The 20318-nt window shown below is 61.0% G+C and carries 12 protein-coding genes; 7 read left to right on the plus strand and 5 right to left on the minus strand.

Going from position 1 to position 20318, the window contains the following annotated elements; translation table 11 throughout:
• Positions 1–121: 121 nt before the first annotated feature.
• Both ASG20_RS15360 and ASG20_RS15365 read left to right on the plus strand, forming a co-directional pair.
• Positions 122–1378, plus strand: coding sequence for a tyrosine-type recombinase/integrase (locus ASG20_RS15360; RefSeq protein ID WP_056054605.1), 1257 nt, complete (start codon positions 122–124; stop codon positions 1376–1378).
• 25 nt (positions 1379–1403) lie between these two features.
• Complete coding sequence (locus ASG20_RS15365; protein WP_056054609.1) at positions 1404–2087, plus strand: hypothetical protein; 684 nt, start codon at positions 1404–1406, stop codon at positions 2085–2087.
• A 1389-nt stretch (positions 2088–3476) separates the two neighbouring features.
• On the opposite strand, the gene ASG20_RS19495 is transcribed toward ASG20_RS15365, so the two are convergent.
• Both ASG20_RS19495 and ASG20_RS15370 read right to left on the minus strand, forming a co-directional pair.
• On the minus strand, positions 3477–3791 hold the full coding sequence (locus ASG20_RS19495; RefSeq protein WP_156364356.1) for a hypothetical protein: 315 nt from the start codon (positions 3789–3791) through the stop codon (positions 3477–3479).
• Positions 3792–4097: 306 nt separating this feature from the next.
• Positions 4098–4811, minus strand: coding sequence for a GGDEF domain-containing protein (locus ASG20_RS15370; RefSeq protein ID WP_056054612.1), 714 nt, complete (start codon positions 4809–4811; stop codon positions 4098–4100).
• Positions 4812–5733: 922 nt separating this feature from the next.
• On the opposite strand from ASG20_RS15370, the gene ASG20_RS15375 reads away from it, so the two are divergent.
• The 3 genes from ASG20_RS15375 (at position 5734) to ASG20_RS15385 (ending at position 10490) form a co-directional block, all read left to right on the plus strand.
• Entirely contained in the window at positions 5734–6345 is a 612-nt protein-coding gene (locus tag ASG20_RS15375) for a hypothetical protein (RefSeq protein WP_056054615.1), read from the plus strand.
• Complete coding sequence (locus ASG20_RS15380) at positions 6342–7763, plus strand: hypothetical protein (RefSeq protein WP_056054618.1); 1422 nt, start codon at positions 6342–6344, stop codon at positions 7761–7763. Before ASG20_RS15375 ends, ASG20_RS15380 begins: the two co-directional genes overlap by 4 nt.
• A gap of 705 nt (positions 7764–8468) precedes the next feature.
• Positions 8469–10490, plus strand: a complete 2022-nt coding sequence (locus ASG20_RS15385; protein ID WP_082470998.1) for a putative bifunctional diguanylate cyclase/phosphodiesterase — start codon at positions 8469–8471, stop codon at positions 10488–10490.
• A gap of 221 nt (positions 10491–10711) precedes the next feature.
• On the opposite strand, the gene ASG20_RS15390 is transcribed toward ASG20_RS15385, so the two are convergent.
• From ASG20_RS15390 to ASG20_RS15400, 3 genes are all read right to left on the minus strand, one after another.
• Positions 10712–11872, minus strand: coding sequence for an acyltransferase family protein (locus ASG20_RS15390; RefSeq protein ID WP_236698785.1), 1161 nt, complete (start codon positions 11870–11872; stop codon positions 10712–10714).
• 277 nt (positions 11873–12149) lie between these two features.
• Positions 12150–13166, minus strand: a complete 1017-nt coding sequence (locus ASG20_RS15395) for a LacI family DNA-binding transcriptional regulator (protein ID WP_056054624.1) — start codon at positions 13164–13166, stop codon at positions 12150–12152.
• A 7-nt stretch (positions 13167–13173) separates the two neighbouring features.
• Positions 13174–14415: an MFS transporter gene (locus tag ASG20_RS15400; protein WP_236698781.1), complete on the minus strand. Its 1242-nt coding sequence runs from the start codon at positions 14413–14415 to the stop codon at positions 13174–13176.
• A gap of 185 nt (positions 14416–14600) precedes the next feature.
• Here ASG20_RS15400 and ASG20_RS15405 point away from each other — a divergent pair, with 185 nt between their 5' ends.
• Both ASG20_RS15405 and ASG20_RS15410 read left to right on the plus strand, forming a co-directional pair.
• Positions 14601–16871, plus strand: coding sequence for a beta-glucosidase family protein (locus ASG20_RS15405; protein ID WP_056054872.1), 2271 nt, complete (start codon positions 14601–14603; stop codon positions 16869–16871).
• Between the two features lie 137 nt (positions 16872–17008).
• A complete protein-coding gene (locus tag ASG20_RS15410; RefSeq protein WP_056054626.1) occupies positions 17009–20281 on the plus strand; it encodes a TonB-dependent receptor in 3273 nt (1090 codons plus the stop codon).
• Positions 20282–20318 lie beyond the last annotated feature (37 nt).

Consider the following 20318-nt stretch of genomic DNA (forward strand, 5'->3'; position numbering starts at 1 on the left):
CTGACGATTTGCCTTGGTTTTTCTCGCGAGTTAGTCTCACTCGGTCCCATAGCTTCCCAGCCAAGCGCACGCCTGTTGGGGGTATTTTGGGGGTACGCTGAAGACGTTCTGGGGGTATCGAGTGCTGACCGAATTACGGTGCCGACAGGCCAAGGCAGCGGACAAGAGCTACAAGCTGTCCGACGCCCGGGGTCTTCACATGTTCGTGACGACCACCGGCTTCCGCTCTTGGCGCTGGAAATACCGAGTCGCTGGCAAGGAAAAGCTGCTCGTGCTGGGCAGCTATCCCGACGTAAGCCTCGCGCTGGCACGCGAGCACCGGGACGCGGCGTCACGCCTTTTGAAGGCAGGGACCGATCCGAGCGTCGACCGCAAGCAAACCGCGGCGGTTCGGCATATCGAGCATGCAACGACGTTCGAAGCGGTAGCGCGGGAATGGCATGCCCGGCAGCTGTCGAGCTGGGTCGCTGTGCATGCGGCGGACGTCTTGAACAGCCTCGAGAAGGATGTCTTTCCGTACATCGGCTCGACGCCTGTTGCCGCGGTGACCTCGCCCATGGTGCTTCAACTGGTGCGTCGGATCGAGGATCGCCCGTCGGTCGAGACGGCACGTCGCGTTCGGCAGCGCATCTCGGCCGTGTACGGCTTTGCGATAGCGTCGGGATACGCGACGAGCGATCCGGCTGTATCGATTCGTGGAGCGATGAAGCCGCTCATCAAGAAGCGGCAGCCAGCGTTGGCGTCGCTGGAGGATGCGCGAGCGCTACTGACGGCGGCCGAGGCATCGGCAGCGCATCCCATGACCAAGCTCGCTTCGCGACTTCTCGCCCTGACGGCGCTGCGGCCGGGTACGCTTCGGACGACCGGTTGGGCCGAGCTGGAGGCCTTGAGCGAGGATGCGCCTGTCTGGCGCATTCCGGCGGACCGCATGAAATTGAAGGTCGCGCGCAAGCAGGACGAGCGTTTCGACTTTCTGGTGCCACTGTCCAGACAGGCGATGGAGGTTCTTCAGGCGGCGCGTGCCTTCGCGCCGCGCGGCCCGCTGGTCTTTCCCAGTCAGCGGCACGCTCACAAGCCGATCAGCGAGAATGCGATCGGGTATTTCTACAATCGTCTGGCGGTCCGGGCGCGGCATGTGCCGCACGGCTGGCGATCGACATTCTCGACGGTGATGAACGAACGCGCGCAGACGTTAAACCGACCGGGCGATCGGGCCATTATCGATCTCATGCTCGCGCATATTCCAGATGGCGTCGAGGCGACCTACAACCGCGCTGCGTACCTGCCGCGTCGTGTCGAGATCGCGCAAGAGTGGGCGGACCTTCTCCTCGATGGGTTTGCGCCAGCAGCGGAGCTACTCGAAGGACCACGGCGCTAGGCGTTGCCGCCCAGGGAGCGGTGGTATGACCGCGCGCTCGCTCCACGAGATCATCGGCGGCAAGGCCAGCCAGCACGGCTTGTCCCGTAATCGTGTTCGGCGCGACAGCCGTCCCAAGGGCTCGTGCGAGGCCCGGTTGTGGCGACCGGTCAGCAAGCGTCAGATGGGGCCCGCCATGATCGCGGCAGAAGGGTATGACCGTCAGCACAAGCAGCATGGCAAGCGCAACGGACCGCTCGGTCACGTTGGGCTGGAGGTCCTGCGCGCGCTGTATCGCATCGTGTGTCACCGGTCAGGCCGGCTCGAGCCGTCGATCGACTATCTCATGGGAAAGCTGCGGCGTTCGCGTGACGCTATCGTGCGCGCATTGAAAGCGCTCAAGGACCACGGCTTTCTGGATTGGGTCCGCAGGACCGAACGGATTCCGGAGGCAGAGGGTGCCGGACCAAGGATCCGCCAAATCAGCAACGCGTACCGGCTCTGCATCCCGGCGTTTGCACGCGTGATCGTGGAGCGCATCATCGGTCCCGCACCGATGCCCGCCGACGTGGTCCAGCACCTTGAGCAACACCACACCGAGCAGGCGGAAATGGTGGCTGAACTACCGTTGCGCGAAGCGGTGGTTGTTAGTGTCCATAACGAGGCGCTGGCGGCCGCCCTGGCCAGACTGGCGGACGCCTTGGAAGAGAATGAGCGCGAGTCCGCCTAGCGGTCTGAAACCAGCAGCATTCATTTATAGAAAGGGAAGATCGCCGATCGACAACCGCGACAGGCTCCTCAAACGATCCGATGTTCGGGCATCGTCGACGGGGTGTGTCGGACGCTCATCGGTCGTCCCCTGTGACAGTGCTCCTGCGCCGACCCGCGGTGGCAGGATCGCGCGGTTTGGCGTGTTTGAACATTAGACATGGACTTGGTGTATGCGGTTTCGCCCAATCGCCTATTAGTGCACCCAAACGCACCGTCGATGCTGCCGTGATATCGGGCCAAGAACGGCGGAATACCGCGGGGCTGAGCGTTGCCCGGTAATGCACCGGAACCGACACGAAAAGCTCGCGGGCGAGGCGGGGGGAATAGCGTGTAATTTGGGGGCACAGGATCGGGGGCGGGGAGTTGGGCCCCTCGGCCCGGCGGGGTCAGAAGCGATCAAGGGGGCGGCGGCATGGCTGATCGCATCGATCGTTGGCTTGCCACCACAGGAGGCTGCTATCCGCATAGAGGTGCAGCAATCTGCATCCAGCGGGAGTGCTTAATACCGCCATTCAAGGCTAGATTTAGGCGGGTCTGCAGCAGGCCAGCCACTGCATCCAAATCCACCTGAAAAGCTCGCGGGCGAGGCGGGGGTTCTTGCACCGTATTTTGGTGCACAACATGGAACCGACGAACTTGGTGGAAAGCGGAACGGCGGCTTTCGGGTCGCGGTCGGAGATAAAACGGACGTTTGTTCATGCGGCAGGGCGCGGGGGCGTGAACGCCCGTGTTGGACCGAAGCCGAGTTCGCCGCTTTCGGGGGGCTATCGGCGTAAGCTAACGTTCGTTCGGTTGAGCCAAAGTCGCTGTTCATGCCAATAGCCGTCGCAGCGTTCGGCTATCCTTCTCACGAGCTAATACCCTTGGCTAAAGGCGAGCGCTTAGGGTCTCATCCCCCCGGCCGGAACTGACCCGTTGTAACCAGATGTTTAGGGTGGGCGGCTATCCCCGGACTATGGCCGATCGATCATCAAAACCCGAATATCCGTCGTGGCGGGCAGAGGACGGACGTAAGGCCGTCCGGATAGCCGTAGATTGGTCGGCAACTGTCACAGCAGACAAGTTTGATACCCAAGCCGTGCGGATCAGTGACTGCACGCAATTGGGTTGTCGGATTGAGACCCGCTTGGCGGTTTCGGTTGGCACGTTCGTGGACGTTGCCATCCCGAATTTCGCCGATGTACCGGGCTGGGTTGCTTGGAGCAGTCCGGAAGCTATCGGAATCGACTTCTGCCATCCCCTTCCAAATCGCGTTCTCGAGTATATCGTAGAACGAAATGAGGCGATCTGACGGACAGGAAACGCCTGGCTTAGGCAAGAAAGGGGCCACAAAAGCCCCATCAGGCGATCAACCCCACCGCCCTCTCTTGGTCAGCGGCACCGATGGACTGACGTGGGCCCGCGGGACTTCGTCCATACTCAGGATAGGAGCGGGCAGATCCTCACGCGTAGCGTAGAGCCGACGCAGAATTATCGCGAGGTCCTCTTCCGTCAGCCCTGATGCGGGATCGATCACCAGTCCTTCAGGCATCGGCTCGACCCAAGCAGCGAGGCGATTGCACGCCGCGCCGAGTTCAGGATCTGCGCAATCATCAAAATCTGCCATGCCATGAGCATATTCCGGCTCCGTTGATTCGAGCAAGCTGAGCATGAACCAGCTCATCCCCCTTCATTGTCGGCATAGACTTGCAGAACGAGCTCGAAGCTCGCCAGCGCCTGCCGTGCCAGCGCTTCGACACGGTTCATAATTATTGCAGGGGTGTTGCGAGGATATCGTCGACTGCTAAGGCGACCCGGCGCCAATCCTCAGCTCCATCGCCCGAGGATAAAATATTTCCAAGCGATCTCAGCACATATCGTGCAGAATCGCTTCCATGAGCTGCTACGATTTCGCCTGCCTTCAACCAAGCCTCGCGATCGGTCATATTTGCCCTCATCAAAAGCACCATTTCAGCTAAGAGCGCAGCAATTACGCCTCAACCTGTCCTAGCCCCTTTATCGTCGCTCGATACAATTTAGCCCGAGCCTGTATCAGAGCTGCAGCTTGGTCGGCGCCCTGTCCCACGACGATGCCGGCCGAGCCGGTTACCATTCCGATCCACTCCCCGCTTCCGCGTAATTTTAGGCGCCTGGTCGCGAATGCTGCAAGGACCTCCTCTGCAAGTAAGCGGGCGTTCGCCAGCGCGACATCGGTAACCACGACCATGAACTCGTTGCCGGTCCAACGGATGATCTCTTCGTTTTTTAAAACCTGCCGCAGGTTGGCGACGAATGCGCTCAGCACATTGTCACCTACAGGGTGACCGAAACGTTCGTTGATATTGCTGAGATCAGCGACGCTGAATATCATCATGACGTACGCACGATTTTGTTCGCCGAGCCGCGCAAAAAGAGGACGAGCCCCTTCGGAGGTCAATGCCTGCGTAGCTGTATCGCGTGTAGGATCTATGCGTTGCTCGCTTAGCGATCCCAAGTTGGCCTGTAGTTTAGCTACATCCCTGCGCAGATCGGCGAGTTCACGTTCAGCGTCGGTCAGTCGTGCCACTAGAGCGTTTGAATCTGCCCAGTCTTGGACCTCCACCGCCATGGCGGTGACGTCATCACTCAGGGATTTCGTCAGTAATTGCGCATCCGATGTCAATGATCCCAACTGGGTCGCATGGCTCTGGACAGCGTCTTCCATGCGCGCCGCGGTCCCGGATTTTGTTGCCAAGAAGCGCTGACTTAGTTCGTTTAGAGACCTCGGCGTCAGCCTCAGTCCGCCATCCGTTTCAAGCGCTACAGCCCGCGCTAATGGTCCGTCTAGGTCGCTGACGACCTCTAGAGCGAACGCGTAATTGGCCGTCGTGGGCTGAAGATGGTGGGATTCCAGAAACGCCAAGGCGGCGTGTGCAGTACCAAATGCATCTGACACTATTAATCACGCCCCTCTGTCGGCCATATCGACTTAACGCTGTATGATGCGGCCCGTTGCATACTTGGCATCATAGATACGTTAATACAACTGACCTAGATAAAGAGGTGCCAGAGGTCGATTAGGAAGTCTGCCAGTGATCTTGAGCCCTTGATTGTCGAAATAGCTCCGCTAGGCTCTGAAAGCTCTGGGCCGAGGAGTATACGATGGGAAAGTTTATGATGCTGCCGGTGGCAACCATATTAATGGCTTCGGGTGCGGCGGCTCATCAAACTGCGCCTACCACGCCCCATTCTGTCGTGGCAGCTGCCAAGCCGGTGACTGCGGAAAAACCGATCTGTCGATCTGAAGAGACTACCGGATCGCGCTTTTCTAAAAGGGTCTGCCATACCAAGGCGGAGTGGAACGCGATGGCCGCAGATGGTGTCGCAGCCCTGGAGGCAAGTCGGCGTCCGCACTAATGAGTTGGTGAGGTCCGTATCGATGCCTGGGGCCCCCATCCTCAATCACTATAAAAGGGGCATTCAAAGGGGTATGATTGTAGCGGTAGAACAGCTTCTCAACCGTGCAATGATGTTTTTTAGCCGGTGCTACAGGCGCTCGTTGGCGCGAAACGGGGGGAATGGAAACCGGCCGGCCCTGCTGCAGCGATGTTGCTGGCAAATTCTGGCTGCAACCCTAACGTCCGTCAATGCTCATTCTCTACGCCCTGATGCTCGCCGCGATGCTCCAGCAGACCGCCGCGGAGACCGACCCGGCTGATGTCTCCGAGATCGATGCCGTTAGCTGCCGCCTGGACGTTCCCGGTTACATGCGCTTCGCCATGGCGATCGATGGCGAGGAGCAGCTCGCGCGGACGCGGGGATGGAAGAAGATCGCCTCGCCCAATTCGTTCATCGCCGAATATGACCTGCCGAAGCCGATTACCGTCGCGGGGTCATACAGCACGCGCCGGATCGCGTTTACCGGCGATGCCATCCTCGCGGTGCTCGACGTCGCGGACCCCGCCATCGTGGCGCGTGCCGAAAAGATCGACAACAGCATGTCGGCTCAGCCGATGATCGACGCGATGGCCGCCTCGGGTAAGGTGACCCGCGCCCAGGCGGAAGCCGAGTTCCCCTTTCGCAAGTTCCTGGGCGAGCGGATCATGACCGACGTCACCGAACCCGCGGGCAAGGACGGCTATGGCAGCCACATGGTAGTCGCCCGAACGATCTCCAACGTCACCACGCACCCCGGCAAGACACTCTACGGCTGCGCATATCGGTTCGATATGCTGGACAAGGATGGGACATCGCTGTGAGACGGAATTGGCACCGCGCGATCGTCGTCTCGCTGGCACTGGTCGCGCCGCTGCCGGCGTATGCGCAACTCTCCAGCATGGACAGCTTCATCGGTACTCTGTCAATCGAGCGAGGCGAGGTCATCCTCACGCGGTGCGATCTGGCGGCGTCGCACTACCTGCTGCGCGATGTGCCGGGAGGTCAGGCGGTCGCCCGCTATCGCAAGGATGGCCGGCGCGCGTCTGCCGACGTGATGAGCAGCTATAGCGAGGAGGGTGATCGTAACGTCCTGACCGTTGCCGAGTTTCTCGACTATCAACCGGGCAAGTCGTGTCACCTGAGCGACGCACTGGATGCGCTCACTCCTGCCGATGCCCCCTCGACGCAGGGCACGCCTGCCGACGCGCGTGCCAACGGCGGCCACGCTACACCTGCCGTGCTCGTTGGCCATTATTACCTCATGGGTGTGATGGAGACCGGATCCGAGCTGTTGCTGCGGCCAGACGGCCAATTCGACTGGGCGTTGAGTTACGGTGCGCTGGACCAGGAGGCGCAGGGCATGTGGCACGTCGAGCGCGACGAGGTCGTGCTCGTGGCGTCCGCACCAAGCGCGCAGAAGCCGCTCTTCTCCTACTTGTCCACCGCGCCGTGGGATGAGGAGACCGGAAACGAACGTCGGCGGTACCAGCGCAGCGAGATCGAGGCCACGATCCGCGCCCGCTGCCCGATCTTCCCCGAACCATTTGTTTCCGCGACGCCTCTGACGACCGCCGACAATGCCCCCGCGCCGTCCACGACAATCCTTCAACAGCGCGCCGCCACGGCATTGCGCGCTGCGAACGTCGCCAGGACGAATGCGGAGCTCCTGGCTGCTCGACTGATGTCAGATGGTCCGTCGACCGGGGCAGAGCCAGCTGCCCCGCAGGTGCGACAGGCATTGTCCGATTGGCAGGATGCGCGCGCGCTGGCGATCGAGGCCGCACGTGCGGCAGGCTTGCCGGAACCCACGCTAGCCGATCCGACGCTGCCCGCGGCGTGCACCATGTCGCCAGCCGACGCGGCCGAAAGCGGTACCGCGCGAACCTCCCCGGGCGTGGCGATCAGGATCTTCGATCCCGCGTCGGACCAGCCCGCGCGCAACCTCCCCGTCACGCTGCACTTTGCGAATGGCACTAAGGAGAAGCTGGTCACCGGCAGGAGCGGCTTTGCGTTCGCCCCGCGCGGCGCAACGAAGGCCGTCAGCCTTACCATTCACACCGAGGCGCCGATTGCGAGTGACATGACGATCACCTTCGCACCGCTGCAACACGGGATCGTCCGGATCGGCTTCGATCGGCAGCAACTAATGGCGCGGCCGTTCGACACGTTGCGCCTGCGCATCGCGGGTATCGCGCTGTTTATCGAGGGCGCCAAGGGACGGTACGAGCGCCAGCCGTAGAGCAAAATGGCGATGAATTGACCCGCGCCTAGCTCGGTTCGTGCTGAGCCTGTCGAGGTACCGTTTCCTATGCTGCTGCGGCGAAGAGAAGGGCATGGCTTCGACAGCATAGGCGCGAACGGCTCATCGTAATATCATCATGCTCTAAGCGGTTCTCCGACCACGTTGCATTACCGTCATCGCCCTTCGGGCGCCCGCTTTGCGGCGGGCCGCTTTCAACACAGTACAGCGTTGCTCGTCGATGCTTCAGCATCGCGCCCTCCTCCCGCCTCGTACCGTGCCGAAATCGCCTCCGTGCCAGTGATCCAACCTGATCGGAAATCGCTCTAACTGTTGAATTGACAACCGAACGACCGTGACACCGGGAACAGTCGGCTTTCGACCGGTCCCATCCTAAAAGCGCCTGGCATCAAAGCTCCCGATGTCGGCCACTGCGGATCACATGAACGAACGACCGGTTTCGGGAAGGCGTCGGTGCCAACTACATAACGAGGATTGGACGTATTTAAGTTCAAAAAAGTACCCATCGGGGCGGAGGTCAGATCAATTAACGTTCGTTATTTCGGGGAGATCTGAACTGATCGCCAGTTCCATTTTTGCGTCAAACTGCGAAGGCTACCTGGCGGAAAAAGCTTCAGTCCGCGTTCGTTCTCAACATTTTATGAACCCTTTGTTGCTAATGAAGGTCGTTAAGGGACCGAAAGAATGTTCGAGTGGCTACCTGAATTCAGATTGCGCCGAATGCCGGCGTCGGACACGTTTCTTCTTGAGCAATATGCCGCGTTGCGCCGCCAGATTCCCTTAATGTACGGGCTGATGTTCATCAACGTCCTGTTTCTCGGCATAGAGTCTTTTCGTGACGTACCATTCGGGATGAGTTTTGGCATACCGATCCTGTTATCGGTTGCGATTGCTGCGCGCGCGCTTCTCTGGGTCCGACGCAGATCGATTATCGCGCAACCTGACCAGATTCGGCGCTATCTTCGCGGCACTATCCTCACGGCTACACTTTTGAGCCTAGTTTTCGGAACGTGGGGGTCGTTGCTGTTTTCTGAAGCTGAACCCATCCGCAGCGTATCAATTTCGCTCTACGTTTTTGTAGGAGCGATTAGTTGTTGCTTCTGTCTGCAAGCACTTCCGAGTGCCGGCTATATGGTCTTGCTGTTCGGCGTGATGCCTGTCACGACTCGTCTGTTTATAGCGTCGGATTGGTCGCTGTTCAGTGTTGGCGCAAATTTCCTGATCGTCGCCATACTGATATTGCGGACATTGGCTACGAACCACGCAGGCTTCAGGCAAGTGCTACAGTCTCGCGCTGACATGCTGGTCGAGCAACAGCGCGCGCAAGCCGCAGAGCTTGCGGCGCAGAAAATGGCCTACGAAGATGTGCTGACTGGCCTAGCAAACAGGCGTGCGCTTACCGAGCATCTTGATGGATTTCTCTATCGCAGTGCGCCGCGGAGTCAGATGTATCTTTTCATGATCGATCTGGACTTGTTCAAGGGCGTGAACGATGCGTACGGGCATGGTGCTGGAGACCAACTTTTAGTTGCAGTTGCGACGCGGCTTCGCATGCTCGTGATCCCTACCGGTAATGTCTACCGACTTGGTGGCGACGAGTTTGCCGTCACGTTCCAGCTTGATGGTGACGGCATCGGTCCCGCGAACGTCATGGCGGATAAGCTCGTCCGTGAAATGGCTGCATCGTTTCCGATCGACCGGTTCTTCCACCATATCAGCGCTAGCATCGGGATCTCCTGTTTCCCTACCGACGCCGCGAGCCGTGAAGCGTTGATGCAGCACGCGGACATCGCCTTGTATGAGGCAAAATCGGGTGGTCGTTCGCAACATCGCTTTTACAAGCCGGTCATGGGAGAGGCGCTGGTGGCTCGCGCTGTGCTTGAGCGTGAGATCCGCGTGGATTTTGGTACAGAGGCCTTCCGTCCATATTATCAACCGATCGTAGATCTGGCGTCTGGCAATATCGTTGGTTTCGAAATGCTTGCTCGGTGGAACCGCGCCGACGGCATTATGGTTGAGCCCGGTCGCTTCATCCCGATTATTGAGGAGTGCGGGCTGATCGATGAGCTCATGTTGCAACTCCTCGAACGGGCGTGCCTTGACGCCAATAAATGGCCGTCCGAACTGACTATCGCGATAAACCTATCACCGATCCAGTTTCGCGACCCGTGGCTGTCGGAAAAGATATTGGCAGTGCTAACACGGCAGGGCTTCCCGGCGCGCCGTATTTGCCTCGAAATCACCGAAAACGCCCTCATTTCTGATCCTGCTTCGGCCCAGCGGATCATCGAGTCGTTGAAGAACCAGGGAATTTCTCTTGCTCTGGACGACTTCGGCACCGGGTTTTCGTCTATTCAGCATCTCCGGATGCTGCCTTTCGACAAACTTAAGATCGACCGTTCGTTCGTTTCCAACGTCGATACCGATAGCGCCGCTCACCGCATGGTTTCGGCGATCATTCGGTTGGCAGAAAGCTTAGAACTACGTGTGGTCGCTGAAGGCGTCGAAAACGCCTCCGTGCGTGATACCCTGCGCGAGCTCGGCTGCCAGGAAGCGCAAGGGTACCTGTTAGGCATGCCGTTGAGTGCAAGCGAGACCGATGAAATACTCAATCACAGGAGGGGCTTGGCCTTAGCGATATCTGACAAGCGCGAGTTTAGTAAGCACGCCTTACGAGGGCCCAAATTAACATGGATAGATGTTTGAAGCCGGTAGGCGGAGCGCTTTTTAACAGTCGATGATGGATCACGGCATGCGCGAAGCAGGTTGCCGGCCCCCGCTGGTGCCGCCCCCCGTTTTGTCAATATGAACGACCGGCAAAAGTTGGGACGACTGGCGAGCGCGTTGAACGACCGATTGTGGGTCGTTTGTCGTACTGATGAAAAACCGGGCGGCAGACCGGCATCGAATTTGTTGTCCAGTACAAATCAACGATGACTGCCAAGCGCGGTACGGAGCCGCGCACGGATCGGCTCGTCCCAGAATGTATACGACGCCCATGCAACTGCGATGAGGAAGGGAATGAGCGCCAGCCCGATGACTACCAGCATATCTTGGGTCGGATGGCCGTTCGCTACGAAGTTCATCCAGACATACAGGAATGGAAAATGCGTCATGTAGATCGGGTAAGATATGCGCCCAGCGAACTTGCACAGCCCCATCATGCCGCGGCCCGCTTCCGAGTGGCTTCCGGCCAAAATGACGAGCGGGAATACGACGACGATGCACGTCGTCTCGTATAGGCCGTTGAGCTTGACCGGGCCCACGTTCGACAGCGTCGGGAACGCGGCCACCGCGATCAGGACGACCGTCAGCGGCAGATAACCAAGGCGCAAGAACGGCAGTCGGCCCCGTACGCGGAAAAGCCAAAGCCCCATGACGAACGGGAAGCACAGCCGGACGGGCGCCATCCACAAGCTATCCCAGCCTGAGCCCTGATCCATAGTGCCGAGTCTGAGCCCGCATACGACGAGGCAGATCCCACTTGCGATCGCAATCGCCAGCAGCGCGCGGGCGGACAAGCGACGAAGCAGGAGCGCGTAGGCGATATTGCCTATATATTCCTGAAGCAGACTCCAGCATGGCCCGTTGAAGGGGTGCGTGTCGCTCCAGCGATTAGGGAGCGGCCCGGCGGGCAGCAGCAACAGCCCAAGAGCGAACACGCCAAGCAGCTTGCCCAGCGGCACGGCTTGCGCACTACCGGCAAACGGGTCGGACAGATAGCTCACGAAGCCCAGCACAACGCCAAGGATCACGAGCGGGTGCAGCCGGATCAGTCGCAAAGTCAGAAAACGGCGGACCGACATACGGTCCCAGCGATCGTCATAGGCGTAACCGATCACGAAGCCGGACAGCAGGAAGAAGAAGTCGACGGCCAGGACCGCGTGGTGAAGAATGACCTTGGAGGCATCCCACATCACCGTGATGCCCTGAATGTGGAACAGCACAACGAGCATGGCAGCGGTGCCGCGCAGACCGTCGAGCACCTCGAAATGATCCTTGCCCGTCGCTGTCTGGTCCGGTGCCGCATTTGGAACGCCGGGCGGCGAAGTTGGCATATCCGCCCCTGTCAATCGCAACAATTCCACCAAGCTTGCTCTCCCGTCGTACCTCAACGCCACGCTGGCCGATGGACCGTTTGACCGCAACTATGGATCGCGGTTAGCCGAGGGCCCCAGGTTAACGCATCTGGCAGATGAATGAACGGCGAGAATTGGATACGCGACAAGCGGGGACGAATGACCGCATATGGGTCTTGATGCTTCAGATCATGGCTCATGAGCGACACACTGTAACCATAAGGTTGGTCGCCGGTGGCAAGCACCTAAATGTTGGAGCTGCTTTCGGCCAGCCTGGTTTCGTACGTTAAACCGGTCCCGAACTTGAACGCCCGATAAAAGTATATGGTACCTGAACCGATCGTGCGAGCCGGTCGCCTACCTGTTGATACAAGGGGTCGGCCAGGATATCGATGGCCACACTTGCAAGAAGGGCATTGGGTTGACGAATGGTCGTCAGTTGAGGCCACGCCATGCGAGAAATAGGCGCATCGTCGAAGCCCACCACGGACAGGGCCCCGGGTACGGCAATGTTTCTGCGTGCGGCGCTGACCAGAACACCCAGAGCCATCTCGTCGTTGGCGGCGAACACGGCGCTGGGACGATCGTTGGTCGACAGAATCGCGTCGCCGGCCGCCATACCCGACTTGAAGCTGAAGTCGCCGGCTTGAACCCAAGCTTCCCTGATGCCGATCCCCGCGCAACTCATCGCGTCGCAAAAGCCCGCTAGTCGTTTGCCAGCCGCATCGTGCGATACGATCCCCTGAACGAACGCAATGTCGCGATGCCCCATTGTGATGAGGTGATCAGTCATATCGCGGGCGGCCTGATAGTCGTCGATGTGGATCACCGCGGCCGATGAGCCGGTTCGTGATGAATTCAGTTTCACAACAGGGATGCCGCGTTGATCGAGCAGGTCGGTGAGATCGGACCAGTCGCAGATCGGCGGCGTTAGAATGACCCCGGCGAGCTGCAATGCCTGCAACGTTCTCGATACCTCGTCGAGCGGCTCGAGCCCGTCGCGGTCGATCCGTTCGATGACGAGATGATAGCCGTGATGGCGGCAGCGGGCCATCGCACCGAGTTGGACCTCTGCGGCGTACCCCGATGCCGGATCGTCGAAGAACAATCCGATGAGGTAGGACCGCGAACTCGACAGGCTGCGGGCGTAGGCGTTCGGGCGATAACCCAATTCCGCGACGACACGCAGCACATGGTCTCGCACCGCTGGCCTAACATGCGCCTCCGCATTCATCACCCGCGAAACGGTCTTGGGCGACACGCCTGCAGCGCGCGCGACATCCTTGATGGTTACCGGCGGCATCAACGTGCTATAAACCCCATGTGCGATGCCGCCACCTAGCGAACGCCGCTATGACGATGTAGCAGACGCCAGGAAGCATGAATGACATCCTCAAGCCGGCCGCGTCCGCGACGACGCCGGTTAGCAACGGGATGATGGCGCCGCCGACGACTACCATACACAACAGCATCGAGGCATAGGTGGCGGTGGAATGATCATCGGGCAGTGAAAGCGCGAAGATCGTTGGATACATGATAGCGTTGCAAAGTCCGACTGCGAGCAGCGCAGCGGCGGCCACCGGCCCCTGCAGACCGATCGCCACCGCAACGAGCCCGACGGCGACCATCGCGCAACCGAGCAGCATCGTTGTCGCACCATAGCGGGTGAGGTAGCGGGCGCCTACCAGTCGGCCGATCAGCGCACCGGTCCAGTACAGACCTACGAGTTGCCCCGCCGCGACCGGCGAGACGTCCAGAATGTCGGGCATCGCCAGATATTCCACGAGCAGCGTGCCGATCGTGACCTCGGCGCCGACATAGGCGAACATCGCGCCGCCACCTGCCAGCAACCGTCGGTTCGACAACACGGCGACGATGCCAGGGAGCGGCACGCGACGCGGCGTTGAGGACGCGGGCAGCAGGTCGCGTCGGCTGATAAAGGCTGCGGCAAGCACAAGCGCGACCAGCGCAACCGCAAGGAACGGCAGAACGACCCGTATGTGGTCTGCCAGGGCGCCGGATCGTTGCCGACCCGTCCCCAGCAGCAGCGTGGATCCAGCCAGGGACGCGAGCACGGTACCAAGCGAGTTGAAGCCTTGCAGCAAGGTCAGTCGCGAGACGGCGCGGCGTGCCGGTTCGACAACAGGGACGACTATGTTGGCCGCGATCTGCAGAAAAGTAACGCCGCCGGCGACGGCTAGGAGCGCGAGTAGAACAGTCATGTACCCAAGCGACCCGAGCGATGCGGCCAGTAGGCCGCAACCCAGCGCGATGACGACCAGCCCCGCCGCGATGCTTCGCATGTAGCCGAACTTCACCACCAGCACGGTGATCGGCACGGCGAAAAGGAGATAGCTTGAATGGAACGCGAACTGCACCAGCAGCGAGCGCGTGTGGTTCAGGCCTTCGATCATCCGCAACCGGGGCACCAGCAATCCGACAAGCGAGTTGAGGAATCCGCCGAGAAAATAAACGCCGATACAAAGCTGGAACAGCAGTGTCGCGCGCTGTTCGCCGGTAGCGGGCGCAAGGGGCATGCTGCTGGTGTTCACGCCTCATCCTAGCAAGGCGGGGCTGCTGCGCAATGTATGACGAAGACATCGTGCTTCGCATTGACATCGATGTCGGAGTTGGCGATCACGCTGCCAAGTCGCTCGGGAAAATGCGGCATGGGAGGATATCTACGATGAGCACGGGATTTCCGCGCATCGCCTGCGCGCTGCTGAGCGTCGCGCCGATGGCGCTTTCGGCGCAGGCTCTGCCAGGGGTGGGGTCTGCAAAAGCTTCAGCTTCCAAGGTGGCTGGCGGAACGGGCGCAAGGACGTCGGAAATCTGGCGTGACACGACGAGAACCGCAGCGGACCGGGCGGACGCTCTCGTGGCGGCGATGACGCAGGCCGAAAAGCTGAGCTACGTTCACGGCATATTTCCACCGATGGCGAAACCGATGACGTCCGACATGATTCCGTCCGCCGGTTACGTGCCCGGTGTCCCTCGTCTTGGCATACCGACGTTGCGCGAAAGCGATGCGTCGCTGGGCGTTGCCAATCAGGTCGAGCAACGCAAGGGCGATGTGGCCACTGCGCTGCCCGCAAGCCTTGCCACCGCCGCGAGTTTCGATCCCGCCATTGCCTATGCCGGGAGCGCGATGATTGGTAGCGAAGCGCGGGCGAAGACCTTCAACGTATTGCTTGCGGGCGGCGTAAACCTAACGCGTGATGCGTGGAACGGGCGAAACTTCGAGTATCTTGGCGAAGATCCGCTGCTCACAGGCGTCATGGGCGCGGCGTCGATCCGGGGCGTCCAGTCGAACCATATCGTCTCGACGATCAAGCATTTCGTCCTGAACAGCCAAGAGACCGGGCGAGCCGTTCTCGACGCGCGGATCGATCCGACGGCACTACGGGAAAGCGACCTGCTAGCGTTCGAAATCGCGATCGCGGATGGGAAGCCGGGTTCGGTGATGTGCGCGTACAATCGCATCGACGGCGACTATGCTTGCGAGAACAAGTTCCTGTTGACCGACGTCCTGCGCGGAGACTGGAGATATCCAGGGTTCGTCATGTCCGACTGGGGTGCCGTACATTCCACGGAGAAGGCGGCCAACGCAGGGCTGGACCAAGAGTCAGGCCAGGAACTGGATGCCAAGGTCTATTTCGGCACGCCGCTTGCTAACGCTGTCGCTGTCGGGCGGGTCTCGACGGCGCGGCTCGACGACATGGTACGCCACATCCTGACCGGGGTCATCGCCAGCGGTCTTTACGACAATCCCACGCCCACATCCGCACAGCCGATCGACTATGCCGCTAACGCCGAGATCGCACAGCGTACCGCCGAGGCCGGTATCGTTTTGCTCAGGAATGAGAATGATCTTTTGCCGATTGCCAAGACCGTGCGATCGATCGTTGTCATCGGCGGTCATGCGGACGTCGGCGTGCTGTCCGGGGGCGGCTCGTCCCAGGTTCGCTCCGTCGGCGGCGTGCCGATCGAGATCCCGCTCAAAAGCGGCGCGGCGGCGTCATTCGCCCGGGTTACCTATCATTCGTCATCTCCGCTGCGCGCCATCAAGGCCCTGGCGCCGAATGCGCAGGTGACGTTCGTCGACGGCACCGACCCGGTCGCCGCTGCCAAGGCGGCCCACGCCGCCGACCTCGCGATTGTGTTTGCAACGCATTGGCAGACCGAAGCGCAGGATGCGCCCTCCTTGTCGCTGCCCGATAATCAGGATGCGGTGATCGACGCGGTCGCCGCCGCCAACCGACGCACCATCGTCGTGCTGGAGACCGGTGGACCGGTTCTGATGCCGTGGGCCACGCGGGTGCCGGCGATCGTCGAAGCTTGGTATCCGGGCCAGCGTGGCGGCGAGGCGATCGCACGCGTGTTGTTCGGCGAGGTCGATGCATCAGGCCGTCTGCCGATCAGCTTCCCGCGGAACATCGAGCAACTCCCTCGCCCTCGGCCGATCACATCGCCGACTGGCGCGACCAGCAACGCTGCCTCGGCCAATGCCGGCGCCGGAGATGCCAGCCTGCTTCCGGCCTATCCCGTCACCTATCAGGAGGGGGCGAACGTCGGGTATCGTTGGTATGCCTCACGCAAGGATACACCGTTGTTTCCGTTCGGTTTCGGGCTGAGTTATGCCAGCACCAGGATCAGCAACCCACGGTTTTCGGGCGGGACCAACGCCAGAGTGACGTTTACCGTCACCAATCAGACTGCACGCACCGGCACCGCCGTACCTCAACTGTACGCAACGTTGCCGAACGGCGGAGCGCCACGGTTGGTCGGCTGGTCACGTCAGACGCTGGCGGCTGGCGAGACCAGAAACGTGACGATCACCGCTGATCCGCGTGCGTTGGCGCGATGGGAAGGGGCCGGCTGGCGATTGAAGGGCGGCGCGTATGCGCTCAAACTCGCAACGGACGCGCAGACGATGATCTCGGAAGGCACGGTCGGTCTGACTGACCGGCGCCTTGCGTCTGGCCGTGCTGCTTTTGACACACCTTGAAACAAATCCGCGCATGCTGAACGTCGATGTCACGCGCTGATTGACATCGATGTCGGACGGCAGCACGGTTGAGGAACGCGGGGTTACACCGCCAGAATCATACACCGGTAGGGACATGCCGGTCAGGGAGGATGAGTATGAGGGGTTCTATTCCGTCAGCGTTCGCGCGCTCGACGTCGGTATTCGCGTTGGTGGCGGGGCTGACGATGCCCGGCTTGGCGAATGCGCAGGCCGCTCCAGATCCGACACCGGCCGTTCAGGCACAGCAGGGCACGCCACAAGCGGATACGTCGCCAGGCGCTCCGCAGGTTGAGACCGGCGCTACTGCGACTAACGCGATGCCCGACCAGGCCCCAGGCGACGAGATCGTCGTGACCGGCGTTCGCGCCTCGCTCGAGCGGTCGATCGCGATCAAGCGGGACTCGTTCGGCGTCGTCGATGCGATCAGCGCGGAAGACATCGGCAAGTTCGCCAACACCAATCTCGCGGAATCGCTGCAGCGCATTACCGGCGTGTCGATCGATCGCCGCAACGGCGAAGGCTCGACCGTCACGGTTCGCGGCTTCGGCGCGCAGTATAATCTCGTCACGCTCAACGGCCGTCAGCTCGCGACATCGAACATCGTCGCGGTGGGCGGCGATCAGGGCGGTGACGGCGCGGGTGGATTCGGTCGTTCGTTCGACTTCTCCAACCTCGCTTCCGAAGGCGTGAAGACGCTGGAGGTATACAAGACCGGCCGCGCCGCGATCCCCTCGGGTGGCATCGGCGCGGCGGTGAACGTCGTCAGCCGTCGTCCGCTCGACTCCAAGGATACGGGTCTCTTGGGCTCGCTCGGCGTCAAGGGCAGCTACGATAACAGCTCGTCAGACTGTTTCGACTGCGGCGCGCGCGTGACGCCCGAAGTTTCGGGTACCGCCAGCTGGAGCGATCCCAACCAGCGCTTCGGCGTGTCGCTGTTCGGCAGCTACCAGAAGCGCAACTTCAGCTTCTCCAGCGTCGCGCCCGACAACTGGAACATCCGGTCGCTGACCGACTTCCTCAATCCCGGCAACGGCTTCGTCAACGGTCAGACGGTGATCAACAACCGTCCGACCAACGGCAACGCCCTGGTCTCCGTGCCGAACGACTCGCGCTATCACTTCTCCGAGGCAAGCCGCGAGCGCATCAACGGGTCGGGCGTCATCCAATTCCGTCCGACCGACACGCTGACCTTCACTGCAGATGGCCTCTATGCGCAGTTGCGCCAGTCGGAACGTCGCTCGACCCAGTCCAACTGGTTCAACCGCCCGTTCGGCGTTGTCACGTTCGACGACGCCAGCAACGGCATCGCGACGACGAGCTTCCTGTCCGAAACGATCAACGGCGTAAAGGACGAGGCGTTCGAGCAGGCGTATCGTGCGCAGAAGAACAAGCTGTACGACTTCGGCGGCAACGTCGAATGGAAGCCGACCGACCGCTTCTCGCTCGCTATCGACGGCCATATCGGTCGCGCGGACAGCTCGCCTGACAATCCCAATGGTCAGACTTCGACCACAGTCGCCTTCAACGCGCCGGTCGTCGCCGCACATTCGCTCACGTTGGGCAAGGATGGCTTCCCGCAGCAGACGATCGCGATCAATGACGGTTCGGCCAGCACGACGCCGACCGGCCAGTCCTTCATCAAGGGCAACGGCAACGGCGTGATCGATCTCGGCGACCTGTCGAGCGCTGTGCAGCGTCAGTTCGCATCCAACCAGACGCAGCGGGTCAAGGAACTTCGCGCGGACGCGGGATGGGCACTGAACGATCAGCTCCGCCTCGACGCTGGTGCTGACTACCGCACCACGAATACGCGTCAGACGCAGTATAACACGCGCCAGGTCCTGGGTGACTGGGGCAATTCGCTGCCGCCCGACATCGCGCGTCTCGCGCCCGGTCAGGTCTTCCAGTTCTGCAACGTGTGCAAGTTTGAGCACAACGATGGGAATCCGGACGCCAACACCCTGGTGGCATTCCGCACGCAGGACGCGACGAAGCTCTACAACACGCTGCACGACTATTATCTCGGCGTGACGAACGACGGCGTGAACCACGCCGACAACATCGACGCGAACGACGACAACCGTGTCCGCGAGAACATCTGGTCGGGCTATGTCCAGGGATCCTGGAACGGCAAGCTGTTCGATCACAACGCGCAGCTGGTTGCCGGCGTTCGGTACGAGAACACCAAGGTACGAGCGGTTTCGCTCCAGCCGGTGCCGACCGCGGTTGTCTGGACTGCCGACAACGACTTCTTCGTCTTGAACACCGCCGATCGGCAGACGCTGTCGTCGCGTGGCGGTTACAGCAACTGGCTGCCGTCGGTGGATGCCAAGTTCGAGGTGGTTAATAACCTCTTCGCCCGCGCCTCGTACAGCAAGACGATCTCGCGTGCCGGTTACGGCGACCTGTTCGCGTCGACCAACGTCGCCGGTCCGGGCCGCCCGACGGCGATCGGTGGCATAGCGACCGGCACTGCGCACAACACCGATCTCGATCCACTGTCGTCGGACAACATCGACGTCTCCCTCGAATGGTATCCGCGCAAGGACGTGTTCCTGTCGGCGGGCTTCTTCAACAAGAAGGTCCACAACTTCATCGGCCAGACGGTGGTCAACCGCAATCTGTTCGGTCTGCGCGATCCCACTTCGGGCACCGCCGGGACGCGTTCGGGCACGGCGCGTGAGCAGCTGGCTGGCACGTTCAACGCCGACATCACCGACGTGAACCTGTTCACCTACACGGCGCTGCTGCAGCAGAATGCGGGCAACGTCGCGACGACGAACGCCCAGTTCGCGGCCAACTACAACACGCAGAGCCGCGCGTTGAACCAGGGGTTCGTCGATCAGATACTCGGCCAGTACGATATCACCGCCAACGGGCAGGATCCGCTGTTCAATTTCGCGGTCAATACGCCGATCAACAACCAGGACGCGCACATCTACGGCGTCGAACTTGCCGGGCAGTATTTTCTCGGGGATACGGGCTTCGGCGTGGCAGCGAGCTATACGCTGGTCCGCGGCAACATCGGCATCGACATCGCGGCCGATCCGAGCGTGAACACGTTCGCGCTGGTCGGTCTGTCGGATACCGCCAACGCCACGCTGATCTACGACAAGAACGGTATCTCGGCGCGCATGTCGTACAACTGGCGCGACAAGTTCCTCAGTGGCATCAACCGCGGCGGCGATCGCAATCCGGTGTTCACCGCGCCCTATGGTCAGCTCGACCTGTCGGTGAACTTCGACCTCACCTCGCGTTTTGCGCTCGGGTTCGAAGCGATCAACATCACCGAGGAGGGCGTGCGCTCCTACGGCCGCGACAAGAGCAACATCTGGTACCTGTCGGAAGGGTCCGCACGGTATCTGGTCGGAGCGCGATACCGCTTCTGACCAAGCGGCGAGAAGGCCGCTGACGAAAGCGGCCTTC

The sequence above is a fragment of the Sphingomonas sp. Leaf198 genome (genome assembly GCF_001424005.1).
In the GTDB taxonomy this organism is placed as follows: domain Bacteria; phylum Pseudomonadota; class Alphaproteobacteria; order Sphingomonadales; family Sphingomonadaceae; genus Sphingomonas.

Excerpts from the sequence above, each read along its gene's own strand:
- ASG20_RS15410 (WP_056054626.1), top strand. The coding sequence starts at position 17,009 with ATGAGGGGTTCTATTCCGTCAGCGTTCGCGCGCTCGACGTCGGTATTC.
- ASG20_RS15385 (WP_082470998.1), top strand. The coding sequence starts at position 8,469 with ATGTTCGAGTGGCTACCTGAATTCAGATTGCGCCGAATGCCGGCGTCG.
- ASG20_RS15375 (WP_056054615.1), top strand. The coding sequence starts at position 5,734 with ATGCTCATTCTCTACGCCCTGATGCTCGCCGCGATGCTCCAGCAGACC.
- ASG20_RS15405 (WP_056054872.1), top strand. The coding sequence starts at position 14,601 with ATGGCGCTTTCGGCGCAGGCTCTGCCAGGGGTGGGGTCTGCAAAAGCT.
- ASG20_RS15370 (WP_056054612.1), bottom strand. The coding sequence starts at position 4,811 with ATGGAAGACGCTGTCCAGAGCCATGCGACCCAGTTGGGATCATTGACA.
- ASG20_RS15395 (WP_056054624.1), bottom strand. The coding sequence starts at position 13,166 with ATGCCGCCGGTAACCATCAAGGATGTCGCGCGCGCTGCAGGCGTGTCG.
- ASG20_RS19495 (WP_156364356.1), bottom strand. The coding sequence starts at position 3,791 with ATGAGCTGGTTCATGCTCAGCTTGCTCGAATCAACGGAGCCGGAATAT.
- ASG20_RS15365 (WP_056054609.1), top strand. The coding sequence starts at position 1,404 with ATGACCGCGCGCTCGCTCCACGAGATCATCGGCGGCAAGGCCAGCCAG.